Genomic DNA, 23,106 nt, shown 5'->3' on the forward strand with positions numbered 1-23,106 from the left:
AATGCTTTTGAAGGACGTTTACGGACGTATGCTAAAGTTTAAGAATCATTTCTCAATTTTCGTATTTGCTCCAAAGCCAATACATCTATCTTGTCCTTAGGACGATTAACCTTTTTTTTATTCTCGATGAGTTGATTGATGTGCAAAAACGGGATATCTATATTTTCAATATTCGCCACTGACGCCATTTGTAAGCACTCATCAAACGTATATCCCTCAAGCCCCTTCATGCCGGTAAGAATATCGAGTTGAAGGCCATTGTTTAGATGAAATTCGGTCCAGCCAGGCACAAACTCCATGGTCTCTATCATTGCATAGTCCCCCATGTCGCAGCTTATAAAAGTTTCACGCAACAAACGCCGGTTTTCCAATGTGTCGTCTATCCATATATCCAGGTCGCCGGTAAAACGCTGGTACCCGTGAAGGTTAAGGGCATACCCGCCTACCATAATATACCGCACGTGATGATTATAGAGAGCCTTCCAGAAATTGAGTATTTCTTCATCAAAGATATCCACAAGTACTTATTTACTGATAAAAGGCTTATGCAAAATTGAAGCTTTATTCATGGTCATTTGAACCTTGTACAAACGCGTAGCCATTTCGAAGCGTTCCTTGTAGCTCCTTTTCAACCCTTCCTTCAAAAATTCCAGGTCGGGTCCGGCAGGCAAATCCTTTTTCTTTTTCATTTCTTACGCGCTTTTATAATATCAAATTTAGGCAAAAGATGCTGGTATAGAAAACATTTGAACACCGGCCGTCATTTCTTCAGCGTCTCCTCGAACAACTTAAATATCCGTTTATATTCGTCTGTCCAACTGCTGGGCTGATGAAAATCATGATCTTCTACCGGGTAGGGAGCCAGCCACCAGTTGTCTTTATGCAGCTCGATCAGCTTTTGGGTAAGGCGTACAATGTCCTGGAAATTCACATTCTGGTCAACCATGCCGTGCAGCATCAGCAAATTGCCCTTCAGCCCATTGGCAAAATAAATAGGCGAGCTTTGGCGGTAAGCTTTTTCATCGGTATAAGGCAGGTTAAGGATATTTGCCGTGTAGCCGTTGTTATAATGTGCCCAATCGGTAACGGAGCGTATGGCTGCGCCCGATGTAAAAACATCCGGCTCGGTGAACATGGCCATCAGCGTCATAAACCCGCCGTACGAGCCTCCGTACATGCCCACATGTTTTGGGTTCACCCCATATTTTTCGATCAAATATTTTACACCGTCCACCTGGTCGCTCAGGTCGTTGCCGCCCATGTGTCGGTAAATACCCGTACGCCAGTCGCGCCCGTAACCGGCGCTGGCAGTATAGTCAATATCCATCACATAGTAGCCGTTATCGGCCAGCAGGTTGTTGAACATGTACTCCCTGAAATAGTGCGTCCAAGAGTAGGTAGCGTTTTGCAGGTAGCCTGCCCCGTGCACAAATAACACTGCCGGCTTAGCCGGATCAGGCGTCTTAGGTTCATACACCCGCGCGTACACATCGCTGCCATAACGGTTTTTGAAGGTAATGATCTCCGGCGTGCGCCATGGGTACGATTTGAACTCGTCGCTCACCGAGTTGGTCAACTCGACTGCTTTTGCGCCCGGTTTGTTGGGCTGCAGGTACAGGTCGAACGGTTTATTGGTGTAGGAATAACGTATCGCCAGCCATTTCTCGTCCGGTGACAGCGTAACTTCATTACCCCCCTTCATCGACGTAAGTTTGACCGGTGTACCGCCTGTAACCGGCATGCGGTAATAATCGGTTACACCGGGGTGTTCCATATTGGCAGTAAAGTAAAAGGTCTTTTTGTCCCTCGAAAGGTCGAGGGTTTGCACTTCCCATTTGCCGCTCGTCAGTTGTTTCTTCTCGCCGGTGTTTACGTCGGTTACATAAATATGGGAGTAGCCGCTTGCCTCGCTCTGGAAGTAAAAATGCGTATTATCCAGCCACCCAACATTACCTTCATAATAAGTACCGCCTATACCCGGACCGCCTATCCAGGCGTCGTCGTGCTGGCGGTCCAACAGTTTAAGGTGCCCTGTTGCCGGGTCAAGTTTCATTATCCAGCGGTCCTTGTTATCGTCCGCAGCTATTACTACCACGGCATTTTTGCCGTCTTCGTTCCAAAAGGGCCCTTCAATAACCACATCCCTGTCGGCATTGCGTTTGGTGTATTCTTCCAGTTCTTTCGGGTAATCCTTAATATAAGCCGGGATATCCTTTATCCCGGGGATATCGCTGATGACCGGGCTGTAAACCGTATCTTTTTGCGTATCAAATATGAACGATTCAGATACCGACTGTGGCCCACCTACCTTTTCGCGGTTCACAATATCTTCGGTAAAACCCGTAGAAGTTACAAAATCGTGCACAATGGTGCGTTTTTCATCCTTTGGCCGGGTGATGAGCCGGTAGGTGATGTAGCGGCCGTCGGGGCTTATGCCCAGGCGGTTGATACGCTTATCGTCGACGTTGATCTCTTTGAGTTTTTTTGGCTCCAGTTGCTTGCGTTCGGCCTCATCGGCTTTGGTTTCCTTATCTTCTTTTTTGATGATGTCGAACAATTCCAGCTGCTGCGCTTTCAGCCATTTTTCCTGCTGGCTGCTTGCGGAGGCCGTGCTGTTTGCCTGTTTGCCATGCCTGCCCGCAGATGCCTGCGAACCTGCTGCCGAATGGGTAAAATTGGTTAGCTGGTCCAGTTCGCCGCTAACCGGGTTCAGGCGGAATAAGTTATCGCCCCTGATGAACAGGATGCTGCTGTTATCCCCGCTGAAACGCGGATTGCTTTCCCGGTCGGTGGTATAGGTAAGCTGCACGCTTTTGTTTTTTGCAGCGTCGTACAAAAAAATATCGCCATACTTTTCATATACCTTAACCGTGTGTTTTTTGTTCCAGTCGCCATTTTCTGATGACAGCGCCTTGCGGTCGGCAACGCTCACCCTAACCGGGGTGGTATTGTCAACAGATATCCTGTACAAAGTTTCGCGGCCGGTATCAGGGCTCCAATCGAAATAAAGTGTTTTATTATCGTCGCCCCAATAGATATTTGAGGGCGACGTGCCTATCCATTTCGGATCGCGCATGATCTTTTCGACCGTAAGTTTATCTAATTTTTGGGCATAGCAATTGGCCGTTGCCGCCAGCAGTAGTAGCGTAAAGATTTTTTTCATAATTATTGAGAAAGCAGGGACGCAATGCATTGCATCTCTACAGGCAATATTACTACTTTTAGCAATTAAATGGGTACTGAACTAAAAGGTAACGGGTTTGTTATACGCGGCTGGAAAAAAGGCGATCAGATATCCCTGCAAAAACATGCCGATAATCCTAAAATATCCATGTATTTATTGGACAGGTTCCCTTCGCCTTACACCATGGAGGCTGCCAGCTGGTGGGTTGACAGGCTCTTTGATCAGCCCGAGCCGCTGTTAAATTTTGCCATTACTATCGGTGATAAAGTAATTGGCGGCATCGGTCTTGAGCCGCGCGAGGATGTTTACCGCAAGACAGCCCTGCTTGGCTATTGGCTCAGCGAGGAGCTATGGGGTAAAGGTATCATCACCGAAGCCGTAAAACTGGTTACCGCTTACGCTTTTGAGAAGCTTGATATCATCCGCATACAGGCCGGTGTATTAAGCAAAAACCCCGCCTCCATGCGCGTGCTTGAAAAAGCCGAGTATGTGAAAGAAGGCATTTCCAGGAATGCTGTCATCAAAAACGGCGAGGTAATGGATGAACATGTGTACGCTATGCTGAAAAAAGGATAAGCAGGTCAGTTTACAGCTTTGCCTGTTATATCGACCGTTTTGCCGAAAGGGTTCAAATACCTGTTGGCCAGCACGGCAAATTCCAGCCTGGTTGCGGGGCGTTTGGTATCCAGTTCGCCGGGTAGTTTAAACTGGGTTTTCCACGATTTGCCGATCGCATTCTCCAGTGTCTCCGGGTCGGTAAGGGTATAATCGCTGATGAAATATAAAAGGTTGCCCAGCGTCAGTTTGTCGCCCGGTTTTTCTTTAGCGAACCACAGAAAGGCGCGCGTATAAAATTCGTCCAATACAGGCTTTACCTCGTCGGTATTGACCGTGCCGTCGGGGTCAAATTCCAGTTCAATGGAGTTGCCGTCCACTTTTTGTACCCCCTTCAGCATACCCGTTGCGCATATCTGCTGGATGGCCCTGAAATGCGGGTCATGTTGGGAGATATCGGTAAACGGTACCAGGTAACCTTTAAAATCGAGTATTTCGCCCTGTATCACGCGCACATTCAGGTGCCTGGTGGTGGTTTTAAAAAAAGCGCAGTAAGCAGCCGTAGCGCCAACACCCTGCCCCAAAGTCATCTGTACCGACGGGTACATGGTACTTACATTCACCAGGTCGGTCACTGCTATCGCTTTTTCGGTCACCAGCAGGTTTTCAAGATCCTTTACAACTATCGCCCCCAGCGGTATGGCATAAGGCGAATGATATTCTATCGTCAGGTCGCGCGGGCTTGCCGCATAAGTAAGCGCGAACGAATTATCATAAAAGCTTTCACCCACACCTATCGAGGTGCGGTACAGTTTTGATTCGCGGCTGTAAGGTTTTAAAATATCATCCTGCACCATCCGCACCATACCCCTTACCCGGCGGCTCTCTTTGATATAGGGTATAAAAGCCAAATGATCGCCCGTTGCAAACTGGTTGTCCAGCCCAAGGTTTTTAAAACCTCGCTGCGTTTGCAGGTAATATAACAGGCCGAGCGTACGCAATTTGGCCTTTTGATAAAGCTGATCCTGGTTTTCGGGTTTCAGATCGCTGGGGTTGATATGGCCCTGCGGCCAGTTAAGCATGTATTTGTCGTTGGGTATCTCGATGGCCTTCAGCATCTGTTTGATATCCTTGCCCTTAAAGTAATTGTAGAAAGCCGGGTCGTATCCATCCGGTTTAGGTATGGTTTTGTCGGCGCCTTTGCCAAAATCCTTGATAATGGCTATCCAGGTAATATCACCTATTTCGTCGGATGCTTTTTCGGTTACGTTGGTCGTTTCGGTCACGAACTGAGCGCCGGCTTTCAGCGCTACTTCGCCTGTCTCCGTGCCATCCACTACAACTTTGGCCTTTACTGTAACTGTTTCGCCGTTTACCCTGATCTCCACTTCCCAGCCGGTGCCGTCCTTTTTTATGGTTGTCCAGGGTGTCTTTAATTTTACGGTGAGGTTTTTTACCGTATCCGTCATCTTTTTCAGGATCTCGGCGGCGGTTTTGGGCTCGAACCGAAGCGTGGCGTTTTGCGAAGTATCATATCCCAGCCGGGGCCGGTAATAATCGATAACCCTGCGCCTGAATTCGCCCCATATACCCGACGGTAAGTCGCGGTTACCCTCCAATACACATACCCCGCCCATCGTCATGGTGCCCCCCAGCCAGGGCCCCGGCTCCACCAAAAGGGTTTTTACCTTGCTGCGCGCGCTTTGTATGGCCGCCGCCACGCCGCACGCACCGCCGCCGATAACCAGCACATCGGTTTTGATGGTTTCGGCATTGGCAAATGAGCAAATAAACAGTAATAAGGGGATAAGTATTTTTTTGAGCATAGTTTAAATCAACAGCACTAAAACGCTAAAATAGGTTAAAGCTTGCCTAACCGAAAATTAATCGGGTTTTTATTGTATGGCGGGACTGCGAGCCATCCTGTCTATTAGATTTAGCCATTGTACACCTCCATTTTTTCGTCAGGCATATTTTCATTGACCCATAGGGTCTACCGCTTTGCAGCAAATGGGAAACAAGATTCTTTGCCCCGTAGGGGCTACCCTTGAGCGCCATTTGTGACGCGGGAAAGAAACTTGTTACCTATGTAGCAGATCGGTAGCCTCTACGAGGCATATGCATTATTCATTATTTTTCTACAAACAGGTAGAGCCTACGGCTCATGGCCTTTCGCGCACGCTTGCAATTGATGAGTACGCGGCGGGACTAAATTTATGTGAGAAAAAGCGACGGCATATCGTCTTACTTCTGTCATGTTTAAACGCAACTTCACCAAATCGGCAACAAATTATTAATTTGCTGTGCCAACCACTAAACGAAACCATGACAGACGAACAATCAAAGTACCCCATCGGTAAATTCGCCCCGCCGGTAAGCTATACCGAACACGCCATGAACGGCTGGATAAACGACATCAGGGTATTGCCCGGCAAACTGCGGAATGTGACACTGAGGCTGACCGAGGAGCAACTTGACACGCAATACCGCACCGGCGGCTGGACCATACGCCAGGTAGTTCATCACGTAGCCGACAGCCACATGAATTCCATTATCCGCTTTAAATGGGCGCTTACCGAAGAGAACCCCACCATCAAAGCCTACGAAGAAGGCGACTGGGCGCTATTGCCCGATTACCGCCTGCCGATAGAACCCTCTCTTAAAATGCTGGAAGGTATACACCAGCGGCTGGTGACCTTGTTTGAAAGCTTTACCGATGAGCAATGGAACCGCACCTTCGTTCACCCCGAAACCGGCGCTACCATACCGCTTAAGCGTAACCTGGCCCTGTACTCGTGGCATGGCAAGCACCATCTGGCGCATATTACAGAGACGATAAAAAGGTTTTAAAAAGGGATGTCATTTCGAACGAAAGTGAGAAATCTTAAACAGTATGCATGCGCGCCATTCCCGGCGTATAAGTTTTCTCTTCGCTGCGCTCATTCGAAATGACATAAGGGGTCAATAGCGCATATAACGGAGAGGATAAAGAGGTTTTAGGTTAGTCCGGAAGTCCGCATAAGTCGGGAAGTCCGGTGAATGGTCAGTATTGAATTTTTGATCCGATATGCCCATTCAATATTCATCACTCACCATTGACTATTCACCATTTGAAATCGGTGCAATCAAAAAACATTATTTTTGCCCCCATGACGATCTGTGCCGGACTCGATTTTAACCTGCTGGGGCAGGACCTTTTACTATTACCGCAAAAAGCCATATACTGGAAACAGGAAAAAGCCCTGATAGCCGCCGATGTACATTTGGGAAAGGTGGGCCATTTCCGCAAGGCGGGGATAGCCGTGCCGCGCGACCTGGAGCAAACCGACCTGTCGGAGTTATCCGACCTGGTCTATGAGCATAAACCAGCAAAACTCATCTTCCTGGGCGACCTGTTCCACAGCGATATGAATGCCGACTGGGAATGGTTCAGGATGTGGCGGCAGCAGCATAAAAAGCTGGAGATACACCTGGTGCGCGGCAATCACGATATAATAAATGATCAGCATTATATCGACCTGGATGTTTTCCTGCATGACGATATGCATATCGGCCCCTTCCTGATGCTGCATCACCCCCTTACCGAAGCTAAGCTGGAAACTGCCCAAGCCTATGCTTTTTGCGGGCACATCCATCCAGGCGTACATCTTTCGGGTAAAGGGCGGCAAAGCGTTACGCTGCCCTGTTTCGCCTTCGGCGACAGGCAGGCCGTGTTGCCGTCCTTTGGCAGGTTCACCGGCCGGGTAGCCATCAGGCATCAAAAGACCGATAAGATATTCGGGGTGCTGAAGGATAAGGTGATAGCGATAGGGTAGCGTAGACTCACCTTTGGTTTAAAGGATGTCCAATTACTTAGATATTGCTATTATTAAAATTGGGGGTTTCTAAGGGGGGTGTTAGCAAACCAGAGTTATTGTGGAAAGTTATTATAAAAGGCAGGGTGAACTTTTCGACTCACTAGCTAAGCGCTTATCGGGGTAATAGTCCCTGCCTTTTATGATTGCCTAAGGCCCAACTAGAATACTTTCTTTGCGACAACAAAGGTGATTGGCAAAAGGCAATTTATTAACGTATTTAAAGGATAAACGTATGAAAAGCTGGAATGTTATTTTAGGTGTTGACGTGTCTAAGTTAACGCTCGACATCTGTTGTGCAGAACGGAACCTGCACATCAAGATTGATAATTGCTCCAAAGGGTTCACCATACTTAAAAAATGGTGCAGGACCAATGAGATAGACCTGAACCAAACGCTAATGGTGATGGAATATACCGGTGGTTACGAATACCGTTTCATGCAGTTCTGCGAGTCGTTATCTATTTCTTATAGCCGGATACCTGGTTTGGAGATCAAACAATCAATGGGTATGACCAGGGGTAAAAGCGACCAGGCTGATGCCTTCCGTATCGGGCAATATGGCGAAGAAAAAAGTAAACGTCTGAAGCCTTCAAAACCACTGGATAACAATATATTAAAACTGAAGCAGTTGCTATCATTCCGTAAAAGACTGGTTCGTGAAAAGGCGGGGTTGGAAAGCACGGTTAAAGAAAGAGGGCATATGTATTCCATGAAGAAAGCAGATACAGTTACTCATATTGCTCAGTCCAAAATAAAAGCGGATAAAAAATACATAATCGAGGTAGAACAGGAGATCATGAAAGTAATCAAAGGCGACGAATCGATGTTATTAACCTACCGGATCATAACCAGTATTAAAGGCATAGGGCCGGTCAATGCATGGATGACCATAGCCTACACCGAGAACTTTACCAGCTTTACAGATGCGCGGAAATACGCAGTATATGTGGGAGTGATTCCGTTTGAGCACACTTCAGGCACGAGTATCAAAGGACGAAAGCAGGTAAGTCATCTGGCCCACAAAGGGTTAAAAAATGAGTTAAACCAGGCAGCCAAAACAGCAATAGCTCACGATCCGGAACTCAAGGCTTATGCAGAAAGAAAGCTTGAAAATAAATGTTACCCATTAGTATTAAACAACGTTAAATTCAAGCTGATCCTTAGAATGTTTTCATTAGTGAAAAGAGGTGAATTGTATGCGCAAAACTATAAGAGAGCAGCATAAAAAGAACTTTTTTCTGATAAATTTGCATATATGGTAAACCTAGAATACCCCGACATCGCTGCGCTCGTCGACCCTCTCTCCGCCTTCGGCGCAAAGAGGGTTGGGTAGATTTCTAATCAAAAAATTCCGCCTTTATATGCTGTATAGAGACGTATTATCTATTAAACGAAAAGCAAACAACCCTCTCTACCGCGAGCGGTAAAGAGGGTTGTTTGCTTTTCGTTTATTTTTTAAAGACCTTCTCTCTCTTGCGGAAAAAGGGTGCAGAGGGTGAGTCCGCGAGCGGTAAAGAGGGTTATTTTGTTTTTTCTTTAATTAGAAAATTCGTTTCTATTCTGGACTTAAGGACGGAATTAATAAGAGAAAGAATAAACCAACCCTCTTTGCGCCGAAGGCGGAGAGAGGGTCGACGAGTGTAACGATGTCGGGGTATTCTAGGTTTACCATATATGCAAATTTATCAGAAAAAAGTTCTTTTTATGCTGCTCTCTTATAGTTTTGCGCATACAATTCACCTCTTTTCACTAATGAAAACATTCTAAGGATCAGCTTGAATTTAACGTTGTTTAATACTAATGGGTAACATTTATTTTCAAGCTTTCTTTCTGCATAAGCCTTGAGTTCCGGATCGTGAGCTATTGCTGTTTTGGCTGCCTGGTTTAACTCATTTTTTAACCCTTTGTGGGCCAGATGACTTACCTGCTTTCGTCCTTTGATACTCGTGCCTGAAGTGTGCTCAAACGGAATCACTCCCACATATACTGCGTATTTCCGCGCATCTGTAAAGCTGGTAAAGTTCTCGGTGTAGGCTATGGTCATCCATGCATTGACCGGCCCTATGCCTTTAATACTGGTTATGATCCGGTAGGTTAATAACATCGATTCGTCGCCTTTGATTACTTTCATGATCTCCTGTTCTACCTCGATTATGTATTTTTTATCCGCTTTTATTTTGGACTGAGCAATATGAGTAACTGTATCTGCTTTCTTCATGGAATACATATGCCCTCTTTCTTTAACCGTGCTTTCCAACCCCGCCTTTTCACGAACCAGTCTTTTACGGAATGATAGCAACTGCTTCAGTTTTAATATATTGTTATCCAGTGGTTTTGAAGGCTTCAGACGTTTACTTTTTTCTTCGCCATATTGCCCGATACGGAAGGCATCAGCCTGGTCGCTTTTACCCCTGGTCATACCCATTGATTGTTTGATCTCCAAACCAGGTATCCGGCTATAAGAAATAGATAACGACTCGCAGAACTGCATGAAACGGTATTCGTAACCACCGGTATATTCCATCACCATTAGCGTTTGGTTCAGGTCTATCTCATTGGTCCTGCACCATTTTTTAAGTATGGTGAACCCTTTGGAGCAATTATCAATCTTGATGTGCAGGTTCCGTTCTGCACAACAGATGTCGAGCGTTAACTTAGACACGTCAACACCTAAAATAACATTCCAGCTTTTCATACGTTTATCCTTTAAATACGTTAATAAATTGCCTTTTGCCAATCACCTTTGTTGTCGCAAAGAAAGTATTCTAGTTGGGCCTTAGGCAATCATAAAAGGCAGGGACTATTACCCCGATAAGCGCTTAGCTAGTGAGTCGAAAAGTTCACCCTGCCTTTTATAATAACTTTCCACAATAACTCTGGTTTGCTAACACCCCCCTTAGAAACCCCCAATTTTAATAATAGCAATATCTAAGTAATTGGACATCCTTTAAACCAAAGGTGAGTCTACGCTACCGCCACCTGTAACGAGAGTCTTTGTTTAATTAATGTTTAAGAATCAAGGAAAATCGTGGGCAAAATAAAAGCCCCCTCACACTTGCTGTTTGGGGGCTTTCAACCTAAACCTTATCACAATTAAACTGGTAGGATACCAGTTCAGATACTATAACGCAATTACTATACCATAATTATCCATTGCTTTATTTTTTTGTTTAGCTGTTATTCATTGAGCTTAACCTTCCTGAGTGTCCACTATTTAGTGTTTCTTTTTGGTGACACTGTGTTCCATTTCCCATACACTTTTTTTCCAGTTAAACCTGCTTTGAAAGCCTTTTACGGCGCAGGTAGGCGTCGGTGAGAAAGAGGGCAAGTATGGTATCAAACACGAAGAACACTTTAAGCACAACAGAGCCGTTTATGTAATTTTTCAGAACCGACAGATCGATCCCTTGCGGCAACTTCACTTTATCTGTCAGTTCCTTTGACAAATTGACATGACCAACGGGTACGGTGACAAACAGATAGATTACCATTAGTACTATGGTAACGATAAAAAAGCCACCTATAAATTTGATGATATTCTTATTGATACCGGCCTTAAGGGGCTGCAGGGCATGTTCCGCACGAATGCCTTCCATCACCTTAAAGGTAAAACCCATGGATGGCTCATCCATTTCCATTTTTACCAGTTGCTGATCAAAATTCATCAGCTCTTCGAACTTTGCGCGCCAGGCGGCGTCCTTTTCGATAAGTATGTCAATAGCCTTGCGTTCATCCTCCGAACAGCTGCCATCGATATAGTTCCAAAGTCTTTCTTCTATCGTGTTCATATCAACTCCTTAACTTCTCCTTTTAAATTCTTCTCCAGCTTTTCTTTAAGCCGCTGGCGGGCCCTGAATAATTTAACTTTTACAGTGTTAGCCTCCATCCCCAGTGCCTGCCCTATCTCGTCCAGCGATTGTTCGCCCATATAAAACAGGGTAATGATCGTGGCATCGTCCGGCAGCAGCTGCCCGATAGCCTGGTTCAAATAATGTGACCGCGATCTTGTTTCGGCCACATCGTTATTCAAGCCCGACGATTGATTTTCAAGTTGAATATAAGTATTCTCATCGTCTATCGAATCGGTATCCACTCTTTTCTTTCGCAGAAAGGTCATGGCCGTAGTGTAAACAATGCTGTACAGCCAGGTGCTAAACTTTGATTGCTTTTGAAAAGATGCCAATGAACGGTATGCCTTTATAAAACAATCCTGCGCAATCTCCTCGGCGTCCTCGCGGCTTTTACTGAAACGCATGGCAAGCGTAAAAACAAAACGCTGGTGGCGCTTTACCAGGTCGGCGTAAGCTGCCTGGTTACCCGCCAGGGTTTGTTCTATTAACTCTATATCCGAAAGCTTGCTTTGCATTTACAACATCTCTGACTACTATTCGCGTGCACGGGTTACAGCTTTATGTAAATATACTTTATTTAGTTTGCAGTTTTTAGTTGACACAAGATTCTATAAGGACGGGAAATAACGCCAACCGCAAACTTAAGATCGCCTCGGCAAACTTTTTTAAAAAAAGGTGTAACCTGCTCAAAAATCATGTCGTCATAGCTTACAAATACACCGGAATGGGTGGTTTGAAAAAGAAAAAAATATTAACTTAAAAAAATTAAAAATCATGGAAAATATGGATACTGCGAACCTTGGGATAATGTGCGGAATTATTATTTCGCTCGGCTTCTTCGCAATGATATTCGGAATAGTTTACCTGTACAAACGCGAAAGAATGGCAATGATAGAACGCGGCATGGACCCGCGCAAGTATAAGCCACAATCAGCGCCTTACCATACTTTAAAATGGGGATTATTGCTTATCGGCGCTGGTTCGGGATTGTTTCTTGCTTTCCTGCTCGACAGGCTGGCCTTCAAAACTGATTATTACGATGGTAACCCCGCTGTTTACTTTTCGCTGATAGCAATATGCGGTGGCCTGGGATTATTTGCTTCATACCGCATTGAAAAGAAAGAAAGCGATAAACTGACTGAACAGCAATAAGAGTAATTGATAAGAGGTGAAAGGATAAAGGTTCTGGCTTCTGGTCAGAACCTTTTTGTTTACTCACCCCGACATCGCTGCGCTTGTCGACCCTCTCTCCGCCTTTGGCGCAAAAAGGGTTGTTCATTTTTAAAGATAACGCTCCCGTATCAGATTCAAATGGTGCAGTTCGTGGCCTACGGTCATATAAACCAACGCCCTTACGGTTACCGGGTGGTTACTGGCGATGCCTACCCGCAATAGCTGTTCTTCGGTAAAGGCGTTGTACAGGTGAAGGTTGGACGCCCGCACGAGCCTGAATTCTTCAGCCAGTTCGCGGATGGAGCGGCTATTGAAATCGGTGTTGCTCATATAAATATCCTGGTCGAAACCCGGCAGTTCGGTGCTGTCGCGCGAGAATACGAAGGCCCTGTAGGCAAATGTGCGTTCGGTATCTATCATGTGGCCCAGCACCTGTTTCAGCGTCCATTTGCCTTCGGCGTAGGCGTGCATGGCCTGTTGCTCGCTCATGCTGCTGAAAAGCTTGTAGGTGGAATCTTTTAAACTCTCCATCAGCTCCAGTACATCGGTGGTGTGTACCAGGCTCACATAGGTATTGGCGAACGGCGCATATTCGCCGGGCTGCGGTTTATGTATCATCTTTTATGCTTTTTAATACGATCCTGAAAGTGGTTCCCTTGCCCAGTTCAGAATCCTTTACAAATATCTGTCCTTTGTGGTAATTTTCCACCATACGGCGTGTGAGCGACAAGCCAAGCCCCCAGCCGCGTTTGCGCGTGGTGTAGCCCGGCTGGAAAACCGTCTCAAACTTCGACCGTGGTATACCTTTGCCGCTATCCGTTATATCGATATAAACCTGGCTGCGGGCTTTGCCGCTGGAAATTTCCACTTTGATACTGCCCGTATTATCAATGGCGTTCACCGCGTTCTTTAACAGGTTTTCCAGCACCCAATCGAACAAGGGTATGTTCATCCCTGCCTTTAAAGTCCGGTTGCCCTGTATCTCAAAGCTGATCTTATTACTCACCCTCACCTTAAAATAATCGACAAAATCCTTCACCACATCGTATACGCCATGCCCTTCCAGCACCGGTTGCGAACCGATCTTCGAAAAACGGTCGGCGACGATCTCAAGCCGCTGAATATCGTTTTCCATTTCGGCTATAAGGGGATCGTCCTCGGCATTGAATTTTTCCTTCATCAGCTCGGTCCATGCCATCAGCGACGAGATAGGCGTACCCAACTGGTGGGCCGTCTCCTTGGCAAGCCCCACCCAAACCTGGTTTTGCTCCGATTTGCGCGAGGTGTTGAACGCCGTATAAGCTACCAGCAGGAAAATGGCAATGACCGAAAGCTGCACATAAGGGAAAATTTTGAGCTGGGTAAGTACGAACGAATCGTGGTAATAAACGTACCAGTCGTTATCAAAAACCTTGAGGCTTATCGGCGCATGTTCTGACTTCATGGCGTCCAGTTCGCCCTGGAAATAAGCCGGATCATATTTTTTGGCGTTTTTAACGCCAGGCACCGCGGGCAGTTTAATGTAAGTTTTGGTGGAATCAAGGCCCTTGGTGGTAATAATATCGCCCTGCCTGTCTACGATCATGGCCGGCACGCTAAGGCTGTCGCGAACGGTGAACACATAGTTCAGGAAATCGTTATCGTCTGATGCCGTGATCTGCTTCATGCTGAGCGCCCACATTTCAGCCCGGGTACGTTCCGATTTTTTGATATTTTTTACCAGGTAGCCCGTGTAAAGCAACGAGCCGAAAGCAATTACGAGGGCAAAAGCCAGTAAAAAGTATTTCCAGAGTCGTTGCTGCGCGTAGGGGTTCATGAGTTGGTCCGGAAGTCGGGAAGTCCGCCAAAGTCCGAAAGTCTAAATATCTAAATTCTATCCAAATTAAGCGAAAAGTTGTGATAAGTGCGAAGACAGGCTGTGGTTGTTTTACCCACTCTGTCTCCTTCGTCGACATCTCTCCCTAAATTTAGGGAGAGAGCCGGTTGTGGGTTCGGGGTTAAAAACTCCTCCCCTGGGATCAGGGGAGGCCGGGAGGGGTAAGACAGCGTTATTTTACCCACTCTGTCTCCTTCGTCGACATCTCTCCCTAAATTTAGGGAGAGAGCCGGTTGTGGGTTCGGGGTTAAAAACTCCTCCCCTGGAATCAGGGGAGGCCGGGAGGGGTAAAAACCAAGACGGGGTAAAACTTTTCACACTTCCCGGCTAAAACGTACCTTTGCATCCTCATGTCAGCTAAAAAAGTAAGAGTAAGGTTTGCGCCCAGTCCCACGGGCGGACTGCACCTGGGCGGTGTACGCACGGTATTGTTCAACTACTTGTTCGCCAAAAAACATGGCGGCGATTTCGTGCTGCGTATCGAAGATACCGACCAGAGCCGTTATGTAGCCGGCGCCGAGGATTACATTATGGAGTGCCTTAACTGGTGCGGACTGATCCCCGACGAAAGCCCTATTGCCGGCGGCCATTACGCACCTTATCGCCAGAGCGAACGCAAGGCCATTTATCGCGAATATGCCGAGCGCCTGGTAATGCAGGGCCATGCCTACTATGCTTTTGATACCCCCGAAGAACTGGACCGCAACCGCAAAGAGATACCTAATTTTCAGTACGGGCATGCATACCGCGATACGCTGCGCAACTCGTTAACGCTGTCGCAAACCCAGGTTGACCAGCTGCTGAAGGACGGCGAGCCGCATGTGATCCGCATAAAAATGCCCGAGAATGAGACGGTACACTTTGAGGATATGATACGCGGGCACGTAAGCTTTAATACCAGCGAAAGCGACGACAAGGTACTGCTGAAAGCCGACGGCATGCCTACCTACCACCTTGCCGTGGTGGTAGACGATTACCTGATGGATATTACCCACGCCTTCCGCGGCGAGGAATGGCTGCCATCGGCGCCGGTTCATTTGCTGCTGTGGGAATACCTGGGCTGGAAAGAGGCGATGCCGCAATGGGCGCACCTGCCGCTGATACTGAAGCCCGACGGCCACGGCAAGCTGAGCAAGCGCGACGGCGCCCGGCTGGGTTTCCCGGTGTATGCTATGAACTGGTTCGACGAAAAAAGCGGGGAGATGACACCCGGTTTCCGCGAGCTTGGCTTTTTGCCCGAAGCATTCCTGAACCTGCTGGTAATGCTGGGCTGGAACGACGGCACCAACGACGAAATATTCTCGCTGGACGAATTGGTACACAAATTCTCTATCGACCGGGTAAACAAGGGCGGAGCGAAATTCGATTTTGAAAAGGCCAAATGGTTCAATGCGGAATGGATAAAGAGGTCGGAAGCCGGAAGTCTGAAGTCAGAAGTCAAAAGAATATTAGAGGAAAAGGGTGTTGTTGTGGCCGACGATGCCTTGCTGCTAAAGGTTATCGACCTGGTGAAGGAACGCTGTACCCTGCTGCCCGATTTTTACCAGCAGTCGGCGTATTTTTTTGAGCGGCCCGGGGAATATGACCTTGCTGCCGTTAAACCTAAATGGACCGATGCCAAAACCACTTTTTTTGAAGGCTTTATGACCATGCTGGGCAATACCGAAAGATTGGCAGGCGCCGAGCTGGAACAATCGTTCAAGGCGCTGGCCGAGGAGCACGGCATTAAAGCAGGCGAACTGATGCTGCCGTTCCGCATTATGCTGGTTGGGGGCAAATTCGGGCCGCATGTGTTCGATATTGCTGCTTTGCTGGGCAAGCAGGAAACTATTGCCCGCATAGAAAAAGCGCTGGCCGAATTTTCAAATTAGTACAAAAAATTAACCCTCGCTGCACAAAAAGCTGACGTATAGGTATGTAATCTTATTTTTACTTGTGCGCTGCGGCTATTACCGTATCTTTGCAACTGGATTTACCAGCGCCTTTGAAACAATTTACCTAATCCCTTTGTTTTACGGGCGACAGAACGACAGATAGCTATGCAAAGGTTTGGAAAAAGAAGTGGCGGGCAAGAGAAACCCAATAAAAACCAGGATCACAAAATTGAAAAACGCCGGGCGTTTGCCCTGGCGGGCAGCTTTGCAGGTTTGCTGCTGCTGGCCATTTATCTGATAGCGGCCGCCTACCCCACCAGTTTGTTCAGCGCCGCGCACAACACCGGGAACACCGATACAGAAGCCGATCGTATTACTGCGCTAAACGCCGAACTGACTGCCGATCCGTTCAAAAAATCGAGCGAGCAACTTATTGCCGGCAATAACGAGGTGATGGACCGCCTGTTCAAAAAGATGGGTAAAAAATATACCGCTCCATCGCTGCAGTTTTTTGAGGATACCGTTACATCGGTAGAATGCGGCGCCGCCCTGCCATCCGCCGGCTTGTTCTATTGCCCCGACAGCCGCCAGATGTTCATTGACCTATCATTTTTTAAAGCCGTGAAAAAAAGTCACCCGCTTTTTACCGACCTGGCCCAATATTATACCATTGCCCACCAAACAGGGCACCATATTGAACAATTGCTTGGCATTACCGGCAAAGTTGAGGACCAGCGCGACCACCTGAGCAGCGACGAATACCAAAAACTGCTTTACAAGCAGGAACTGCTGGCCGATTATTACGCCGGGGTGTTGATGCACTATGCCTGGAAGAAGAACATGGACGGCGGCGATGCCGAACTGGCCATTATACAGGCTACCGAAGTTAGCGACAACCTTGACCAAAAGGACGACGTGAACGTTATTGATACCTACCATTATGCCGACATCAGCGAGCGTGCCAACCAGCTTTACAAAGGCTTCCGCACCGGCGATCTGGAGCAGGCCGATGTGTTTACCGCACAGGAGTTAAAGTAAGTCCCAAGTCTGGAGTCAGAAGTCTGATCGGGTAAACGACTTAAGACTTAGAACCCGGGACTTACGACTTAAAAAAACAACTCATTTTTTTGCCCTGATCCCAGCTTCTATTTAATGATAACTATCATGCCCGGCTGTGCCCGGTGTCATTTTAGTTGCCTTTACCGCGGATAATTTTGCGCCATAATTTAAAATTAACAACGCATGAAAAAGCTATTCTTATCCGCACTAACCCTATCATTTTTTTTCAGTTTAACCTGCACCGCACAGGATAAAGGCGAACTCGACATTCGCCTTCGCGGTGTTGCAGTTGTACCGCAGGAAAGCGCCACCATCGGCGTTATCGGCGGTAACGTCAGTATCGATAACTCCTTTATCCCCGAGCTTGATTTCACTTACTTTTTCGCCAAAAACCTTTCGGCCGAACTGATACTGGGTACTACCCGGCATTCGGTAAGTACCGTTGGTTCCAACCTTTCGGCTATAGGCGGTCCGTCGTCGGCCAGTGTAAACCTGGGCAAGGTTTGGCTGCTGCCGCCAACCTTAACGCTGCAATACCACCTGCCCACCGGTACCGCGTTTAAACCCTACCTGGGTGCAGGTGTAAACTACACCATATTTTACGGCGTAAACAATGGCCCAACCGTAAGCAAGGTAAGTTATAAAGACAAATTCGCGTTTGCCGTACAGGGCGGGTTCGACTTTGATGTGAGCAAGAAAGTATTTATCAACGTCGACGTTAAAAAGGTTTTCCTATCAACCGACGTAACCGTTAACGCTGCCAACCTTACACCAGCCGAAAACCCCCAACTGGCGCCCGTTCTGGCTAATATACCCGCTGCGGTAAAAATAAACCCCTGGTTACTGGGCGTTGGCGTAGGTTACCGGTTCAAATAAGAGCTATTTTTTTTACCCTAATGTTTATAGGCCCTGCCCGTTTGCGGCGGGGCTTTTTTTGGATAGGCGTGCCATCCTCCACGCGAAACTTTTATGGTCTTTTTAGCATTCAGCCGTTGATAGTATGTATCGGAAAATGATTTGATCACCCCGCTCAATTGGCGCGGAGCCTGTTACTTTTGGCTTGATCCAAAAGTAACCAAAAGATCAAGACAGAAAAAAGCTTCTGCCCGCTCTGCCGGTTCTTTACGCTTTTGTAGCGCTCCGCGCATAGCAAAAGCTAAACCGTCATTCACGCTTTTACCCCGGCTCGCTTTTCTGTCTACCCCGCGCTCGTTTTGTCTACAGTTCACTTATAGCCGAATGATTGGAATCGGACAACTGCGTACATTGGGTCATGTTAGATATGTATTATATAACCGACCAGCCCACCACTTGCCCAATTTGCGGCATACGCGCAGAGCTACTTGCCGACTTTTATCATACCAACCTGAAGATGCTGGTAAGCAAATGCCTGAATGTTAAATGTAAATATGTATTTTTAGAGGTAGAACCTGACCAGCAATGAAAGAAGGCCAACGGCTTTGGACCAAAGAAGAATCTATTTTAGCAATAAACCTGTATTGTAAAATTCCATTCGGGCAGATGCATTCGCGCAACGCGGATGTTATCGATCTGGCTGAATTACTCGACCGTACACCCGGGTCCGTTGCGAGGCGTTTGGGAAACTTTGCAAGTCTCGACCCGAAGCTGAGAGAAAGGGGCATCAGAGGTTTGGAAAATGCCAGTAAATTAGATGCTGAAGTTTGGCATGAATACATGCAAAATTGGGACGAGCAATTTATAGAGGGCGAAAAGCTGTTAGCATCCGATTGACAATATTTATCCGATTTGTTAGATTGCGCGAATGCCAAACATCCTATTCCACTACCTTTATCGTAACAGCGGGAACTATAAGAAATACGATTTTGTCATCTTTACCAATCCGGATAATGTTAACTTATCCGAATTAGAAGGCTTTATAAAATCCAAATTGATTTGGAGCGAATGGTTTTACGCGGAAGATTGGAAGCTGCCGGAGTTATTTCTACCCTTTTTCGATTTCAGAATTGATCCCACCTGGCATGAGTTTGAGTCTGTTGAGTACACTGACGAGGTGGCCAACTCACCTATTACCCTTGCTGAATTTATGGAAGTGGTGAACAATACTAAGCAACTTTAAATGCAATGAGGCTGCTTAACCTAACAACATTGGTGTGCCACGCCCAACCGCCCCCACTTTCCACCCTGCACAAACTTTGCTACACGAAGCCCGTTTAACCCGTAGAAAAAGCAGGCAACGGGTTATAACCGGGTTTTAGTTGCTTTATGTTGCTATTTTTTGACCGGTCGTGATCTGACATTGCCTTTTGCGGGCTTTCGTTAATTTGCTGTATACCAATGAAGTGGGTATGTAAGTGTTCGGCAGGGTACCAGGAGTTACACTAAGGCCGGGGTTAGTGTAGGTGTATCCGGTTGATAATGTGTTATTTACTTTGGCAGGGCACGCTACCGGCGGCGTTACGCCGGGTACTTGGTGTAATGGCAGCTAAGTTTCAATTTCCCGACAAGCCCGGCAAAATATTTCCTGTTTGAAAAGAAAAAATTATGGTTAACACCTGTTTTTATCAATTTATTGATAATCAATACATTATGGTTAAAAAGCATGGAAAAGTGTAAACCATGTTAACCCTCCTTTTGCTGGCGGCATTCCCGGCTGTTGCATCTTGGCTCTTGCCTCTCATTTGCTTACCTTAGCCTTTGCTATGAAGAAGTTTACCGCCTTTCGCCTTTTACCTTTAGCCTTTATCCTCCTGGCAGGCTGCTCGCCCAAAGGCCCCTACGCGCTTACCAACAAGGTGTACAGGCACCAGTCGGATTCGATAGCCAAGGTGATAGAGGTGGCTAAACCCGTAGCACTGACGGACAGTACCGGGGCCATAGTACCGTCGGACTTTGTAGGGACGGTGAACTTTAACATGCGCAAGCCCAATTATGTGATCATCCATTTTACGGCCCAGGACAGTATCCAGCAAACGCTGAAGACCTTTACCATTGTAAAAACGCAGGTGAGCGCCCATTACGTGGTGGCCAAGGACGGCAAGGTGTACCACATGCTGAACGATTACCTGCGGGCCTGGCAGGCGGGTGTAAGCAAGTGGGGCAGCGTTACGGATATGAACAGCTGCTCGGTTGGCATCGAGATAGATAACAACGGCAGCGAGCCTTTTACCGCTGCGCAGGTAAAGAGCCTGGTGGCGCTGCTGGGGTACCTGAAAAAGACGTATAATATTCCACGGGCAAACTTTATAGGTCACCAGGATATAGCCCCCCTTCGCAAACCCGACCCGGGTCCGTACTTTCCATGGCAGGTGATGGCTCAGCACGGCTTTGGCTACTGGAGCGACGATGTGCTGGAGCTTGCCCCGGATAACTTCGACTATGCCACAGCCCTGCGCCTGATAGGCTACGACACCTCGAACCTGAAAGCCGCCATAGTGGCCTTTAAACGCCATTTTGTGCAAAAGGACAGCAGCCCGGTTTTAAGTCAGCTGGATTTGAATGTGCTGTATAATGTGGCGGGGAAGTATTGAGTGGTGAATGGTCAATAGTCAATGGTGAATAGTGAATTTTTGATTGCCTTTAATCGATAGTTTACCCTTAGCTAATGACTACTTATATTGTGTAAAATTTACAGTTATGTTTTTACACCTAAACCATCAAAAATTAGAGGTATATACCGTTGCGAGGCAATTTGTTAAGGAATGTTATTTCGCTACTAATCAATTCCCCGCAGATGAAAGGTACGCCTTAACACAACAAATTAAACGCGCTGCATTATCTGTGCACTTAAACATTGCAGAGGGAAGCTCCAGAAAATCGGATGCGGAACGCAAACGGTATTATGAAATAGCTAGGGGATCAATTATTGAGGTTGACGCCGCACTGGATATAGCATTTGATCTCAATTATTGTACAGCTGGGAACTTACAGTCTTTAGGATTGACTTTGGTTAAGTGCTTTAAATATTTAAGCGGACTTATCAATTCTACCTCAACCTAACCATTGACCATTCACTATTGACCATTCACTTTTTCACCCATCCGTCCTTCAAGGTCACCGTGCGGTTGAATATCAACTTCTCCGGCGTCGAGAATTTATCCAGCGTAAAGTACCCTTTTCGGATAAACTGGTACCCTTTTCCGGGTATAGCCGTTGCCAGGTCGGGTTCAATGTAAGCGTTGGGCAGTATTTGTAAACTATTGGGGTTAATGTATTCCTTAAAGTCGCCATCCTCGTTAGAGGGGTCTTCCACGCGGAAAAGGCGGTCGTACAAGCGCACTTCGGCGGTTTTTGCGTGCGGTACGCTCACCCAATGGATGGTGCCCTTCACATTGATGCCGCTGGTATCGTTACCCGAAAGCGAGTTGGGCACGTGGGTGCAATGCACCTCAGTTACGTTGCCGTCAGCGTCCTTGGTGAAACCTTCGCATTTAACGATGTAGGCGCTTTTCAGCCTTACCATATTGCCCACTGCCAGGCGGAAGAACTTCTTCGGCGGCTCTTCCATAAAGTCCTCGCGTTCTATCCATAGTTCGCGGCTGAACGGCAGCTCGCGGGTGCCTTCGCCATCTTCTGCTTCGGGGTTGTTCTCACCCACAAAAGTTTCGGTTTTGCCTTCGGGGTAATCGGTAATGATCAATTTTATAGGATCAAGCACAGCCATACGGCGCCAGGCGGTCTTGTTCAGATCCTCGCGGATGCAGGACTCCAAAAGGGCCATTTCAATCATATTCTCGCGCTTGGCCACGCCTATGCGCTCGCAAAAATCGCGTATCGAAGCAGGCGTATAACCACGGCGGCGCAACCCGCTGATGGTAGGCATACGGGGGTCGTCCCAGCCGTCAACGTGCTTTTCCTCCACCAGTTGCAGCAGCTTGCGCTTGCTCATTACGGTATAGTTGAGGTTGAGGCGGGCAAATTCGTATTGTTTGGACGGGAAAATATCCAGTTTTTCAATGAACCAATCGTACAGCGGCCGGTGCGGGATAAACTCGAGCGTACAGATAGAATGTGTGATCTCCTCTATGGCATCCGACTCGCCATGGGCAAAGTCGTACATGGGGTATATGCACCATTTGTCGCCCGTGCGGTGATGATGTGCATGTTTGATGCGGTACATCAGCGGGTCGCGCATATGCATGTTCGGCGATGCCAGGTCTATTTTAGCCCGAAGCACTTTAGCGCCGTCGGGGTATTTGCCGTCCTTCATTTCGGCAAACAGGCGCAGGTTTTCCTCCAAGCTGCGGTTGCGGTATTCGTTCCCCTTTCCCGGTTCGGTTGGCGTACCTTTTTGGGCGGCTATCTCCTCGGCAGTACTATCGTCAACATAAGCCAGCCCCTTTTTGATAAGCGAAACCGCGAATTCATATAACTGATCGAAGTAGTCAGAAGCATACAGCTCATTGGCCCATTCAAAACCCAGCCATTTTACGTCTTCCTTAATGCTGTCCACATACTCCACATCCTCCTTTACCGGGTTGGTATCATCAAAGCGCAGGTTGGTTTTGCCGCCGTATTCCAGCGCAAGACCGAAGTTGAGGCAAATGGATTTAGCATGACCGATATGCAGGTAACCATTCGGCTCGGGTGGGAAACGGGTCAAAACCCGGCCGCCGTACTTGCCGGTGCTGATATCTTCTTCAACAATCTCTTCTATAAAATTTAACGACCGCTCTTCGCTCATGATAGTAATGCCTGC

General features: G+C 47.3%; 23 protein-coding genes. 13 read left to right on the plus strand and 10 right to left on the minus strand.

The genetic code is table 11. The features are described 5' to 3' along the window. Window positions 1-38 precede the first annotated feature (38 nt). The 3 genes from FRZ54_RS01960 to FRZ54_RS01965 all read right to left on the minus strand — a co-directional run bounded on the left by FRZ54_RS01960 (window position 39) and on the right by FRZ54_RS01965 (window position 3,163). Window positions 39-518 (minus strand): nucleotidyltransferase, encoded by a 480-nt coding sequence (locus tag FRZ54_RS01960; protein WP_147029974.1) that lies wholly within the window; start codon window positions 516-518, stop codon window positions 39-41. Window positions 519-524: 6 nt separating this feature from the next. Continuing rightward, window positions 525-689, minus strand: coding sequence for a hypothetical protein (locus FRZ54_RS24310; RefSeq protein WP_187359724.1), 165 nt, complete (start codon window positions 687-689; stop codon window positions 525-527). 71 nt (window positions 690-760) lie between these two features. Next, window positions 761-3,163, minus strand: coding sequence for a prolyl oligopeptidase family serine peptidase (locus FRZ54_RS01965; protein ID WP_147029975.1), 2,403 nt, complete (start codon window positions 3,161-3,163; stop codon window positions 761-763). A 69-nt stretch (window positions 3,164-3,232) separates the two neighbouring features. On the opposite strand from FRZ54_RS01965, the gene FRZ54_RS01970 reads away from it, so the two are divergent. Next, window positions 3,233-3,760, plus strand: coding sequence for a GNAT family N-acetyltransferase (locus FRZ54_RS01970; RefSeq protein WP_147029976.1), 528 nt, complete (start codon window positions 3,233-3,235; stop codon window positions 3,758-3,760). Window positions 3,761-3,765: 5 nt separating this feature from the next. On the opposite strand, the gene FRZ54_RS01975 is transcribed toward FRZ54_RS01970, so the two are convergent. Then, window positions 3,766-5,565: an FAD-dependent oxidoreductase gene (locus FRZ54_RS01975; RefSeq protein ID WP_147029977.1), complete on the minus strand. Its 1,800-nt coding sequence runs from the start codon at window positions 5,563-5,565 to the stop codon at window positions 3,766-3,768. A 499-nt stretch (window positions 5,566-6,064) separates the two neighbouring features. On the opposite strand from FRZ54_RS01975, the gene FRZ54_RS01980 reads away from it, so the two are divergent. The 3 genes from FRZ54_RS01980 to FRZ54_RS01990 all read left to right on the plus strand — a co-directional run bounded on the left by FRZ54_RS01980 (window position 6,065) and on the right by FRZ54_RS01990 (window position 8,821). Beyond that, complete coding sequence (locus FRZ54_RS01980; protein WP_147029978.1) at window positions 6,065-6,589, plus strand: YfiT family bacillithiol transferase; 525 nt, start codon at window positions 6,065-6,067, stop codon at window positions 6,587-6,589. Window positions 6,590-6,888: 299 nt separating this feature from the next. Further along, window positions 6,889-7,554 (plus strand): ligase-associated DNA damage response endonuclease PdeM, encoded by a 666-nt coding sequence (gene pdeM, locus FRZ54_RS01985; protein ID WP_147029979.1) that lies wholly within the window; start codon window positions 6,889-6,891, stop codon window positions 7,552-7,554. 274 nt (window positions 7,555-7,828) lie between these two features. Continuing rightward, window positions 7,829-8,821 (plus strand): IS110 family transposase, encoded by a 993-nt coding sequence (locus FRZ54_RS01990; protein WP_147029980.1) that lies wholly within the window; start codon window positions 7,829-7,831, stop codon window positions 8,819-8,821. A 477-nt stretch (window positions 8,822-9,298) separates the two neighbouring features. Here the strand turns inward: FRZ54_RS01990 and FRZ54_RS01995 are convergent, their stop codons facing one another. The 3 genes from FRZ54_RS01995 to FRZ54_RS02005 all read right to left on the minus strand — a co-directional run bounded on the left by FRZ54_RS01995 (window position 9,299) and on the right by FRZ54_RS02005 (window position 11,962). Then, the gene (locus FRZ54_RS01995; protein ID WP_147029980.1) at window positions 9,299-10,291 is read right to left on the minus strand and encodes an IS110 family transposase; all 993 of its coding nucleotides are present in this window, start codon (window positions 10,289-10,291) and stop codon (window positions 9,299-9,301) included. A 574-nt stretch (window positions 10,292-10,865) separates the two neighbouring features. Further along, window positions 10,866-11,384, minus strand: coding sequence for an anti-sigma factor (locus FRZ54_RS02000; RefSeq protein WP_147029981.1), 519 nt, complete (start codon window positions 11,382-11,384; stop codon window positions 10,866-10,868). Next, complete coding sequence (locus tag FRZ54_RS02005) at window positions 11,381-11,962, minus strand: RNA polymerase sigma factor (RefSeq protein ID WP_147029982.1); 582 nt, start codon at window positions 11,960-11,962, stop codon at window positions 11,381-11,383. The genes FRZ54_RS02000 and FRZ54_RS02005 overlap by 4 nt, the downstream gene beginning before the upstream one ends. Window positions 11,963-12,221: 259 nt before the next feature. On the opposite strand from FRZ54_RS02005, the gene FRZ54_RS02010 reads away from it, so the two are divergent. After that, window positions 12,222-12,599, plus strand: a complete 378-nt coding sequence (locus tag FRZ54_RS02010; protein WP_147029983.1) for a DUF6249 domain-containing protein — start codon at window positions 12,222-12,224, stop codon at window positions 12,597-12,599. 129 nt (window positions 12,600-12,728) lie between these two features. Here FRZ54_RS02010 and FRZ54_RS02015 read toward each other — a convergent pair whose 3' ends face one another. Continuing rightward, the gene (locus tag FRZ54_RS02015; RefSeq protein ID WP_147029984.1) at window positions 12,729-13,238 is read right to left on the minus strand and encodes a DinB family protein; all 510 of its coding nucleotides are present in this window, start codon (window positions 13,236-13,238) and stop codon (window positions 12,729-12,731) included. Further along, window positions 13,228-14,436: a sensor histidine kinase gene (locus FRZ54_RS02020; RefSeq protein WP_147029985.1), complete on the minus strand. Its 1,209-nt coding sequence runs from the start codon at window positions 14,434-14,436 to the stop codon at window positions 13,228-13,230. Before FRZ54_RS02020 ends, FRZ54_RS02015 begins: the two co-directional genes overlap by 11 nt. Window positions 14,437-14,846: 410 nt before the next feature. Between FRZ54_RS02020 and gltX the strand changes: the two genes are divergently transcribed. The 8 genes from gltX (at window position 14,847) to FRZ54_RS02055 (ending at window position 21,407) form a co-directional block, all read left to right on the plus strand. Continuing rightward, window positions 14,847-16,367 carry a glutamate--tRNA ligase gene (gene gltX / locus FRZ54_RS02025; protein ID WP_147029986.1) on the plus strand — a complete coding sequence of 507 codons (1,521 nt, stop codon included), beginning with the start codon at window positions 14,847-14,849 and terminating at the stop codon, window positions 16,365-16,367. Window positions 16,368-16,535: 168 nt separating this feature from the next. Further along, a complete protein-coding gene (locus FRZ54_RS02030; protein ID WP_147029987.1) occupies window positions 16,536-17,408 on the plus strand; it encodes a neutral zinc metallopeptidase in 873 nt (290 codons plus the stop codon). A gap of 204 nt (window positions 17,409-17,612) precedes the next feature. Next, window positions 17,613-18,305, plus strand: a complete 693-nt coding sequence (locus FRZ54_RS02035; protein WP_147029988.1) for an OmpW/AlkL family protein — start codon at window positions 17,613-17,615, stop codon at window positions 18,303-18,305. Window positions 18,306-18,702: 397 nt separating this feature from the next. After that, window positions 18,703-18,873, plus strand: a complete 171-nt coding sequence (locus FRZ54_RS24315) for a hypothetical protein (protein ID WP_187359725.1) — start codon at window positions 18,703-18,705, stop codon at window positions 18,871-18,873. Continuing rightward, window positions 18,870-19,181, plus strand: a complete 312-nt coding sequence (locus tag FRZ54_RS02040) for a hypothetical protein (RefSeq protein ID WP_147029989.1) — start codon at window positions 18,870-18,872, stop codon at window positions 19,179-19,181. The genes FRZ54_RS24315 and FRZ54_RS02040 overlap by 4 nt, the downstream gene beginning before the upstream one ends. A gap of 31 nt (window positions 19,182-19,212) precedes the next feature. Further along, entirely contained in the window at window positions 19,213-19,527 is a 315-nt protein-coding gene (locus FRZ54_RS02045; RefSeq protein WP_147029990.1) for a hypothetical protein, read from the plus strand. A 583-nt stretch (window positions 19,528-20,110) separates the two neighbouring features. Beyond that, a complete protein-coding gene (locus FRZ54_RS02050) occupies window positions 20,111-20,938 on the plus strand; it encodes an N-acetylmuramoyl-L-alanine amidase (RefSeq protein WP_147029991.1) in 828 nt (275 codons plus the stop codon). A gap of 106 nt (window positions 20,939-21,044) precedes the next feature. Beyond that, entirely contained in the window at window positions 21,045-21,407 is a 363-nt protein-coding gene (locus FRZ54_RS02055; protein ID WP_147029992.1) for a four helix bundle protein, read from the plus strand. Window positions 21,408-21,432: 25 nt separating this feature from the next. On the opposite strand, the gene FRZ54_RS02060 is transcribed toward FRZ54_RS02055, so the two are convergent. Next, window positions 21,433-23,091: a glutamine--tRNA ligase/YqeY domain fusion protein gene (locus FRZ54_RS02060; protein ID WP_187359726.1), complete on the minus strand. Its 1,659-nt coding sequence runs from the start codon at window positions 23,089-23,091 to the stop codon at window positions 21,433-21,435. Between the last annotated feature and the right edge of the window lie 15 nt (window positions 23,092-23,106).

The sequence above is a fragment of the Mucilaginibacter ginsenosidivorans genome (genome assembly GCF_007971025.1).
Lineage (GTDB): Bacteria > Bacteroidota > Bacteroidia > Sphingobacteriales > Sphingobacteriaceae > Mucilaginibacter > Mucilaginibacter ginsenosidivorans.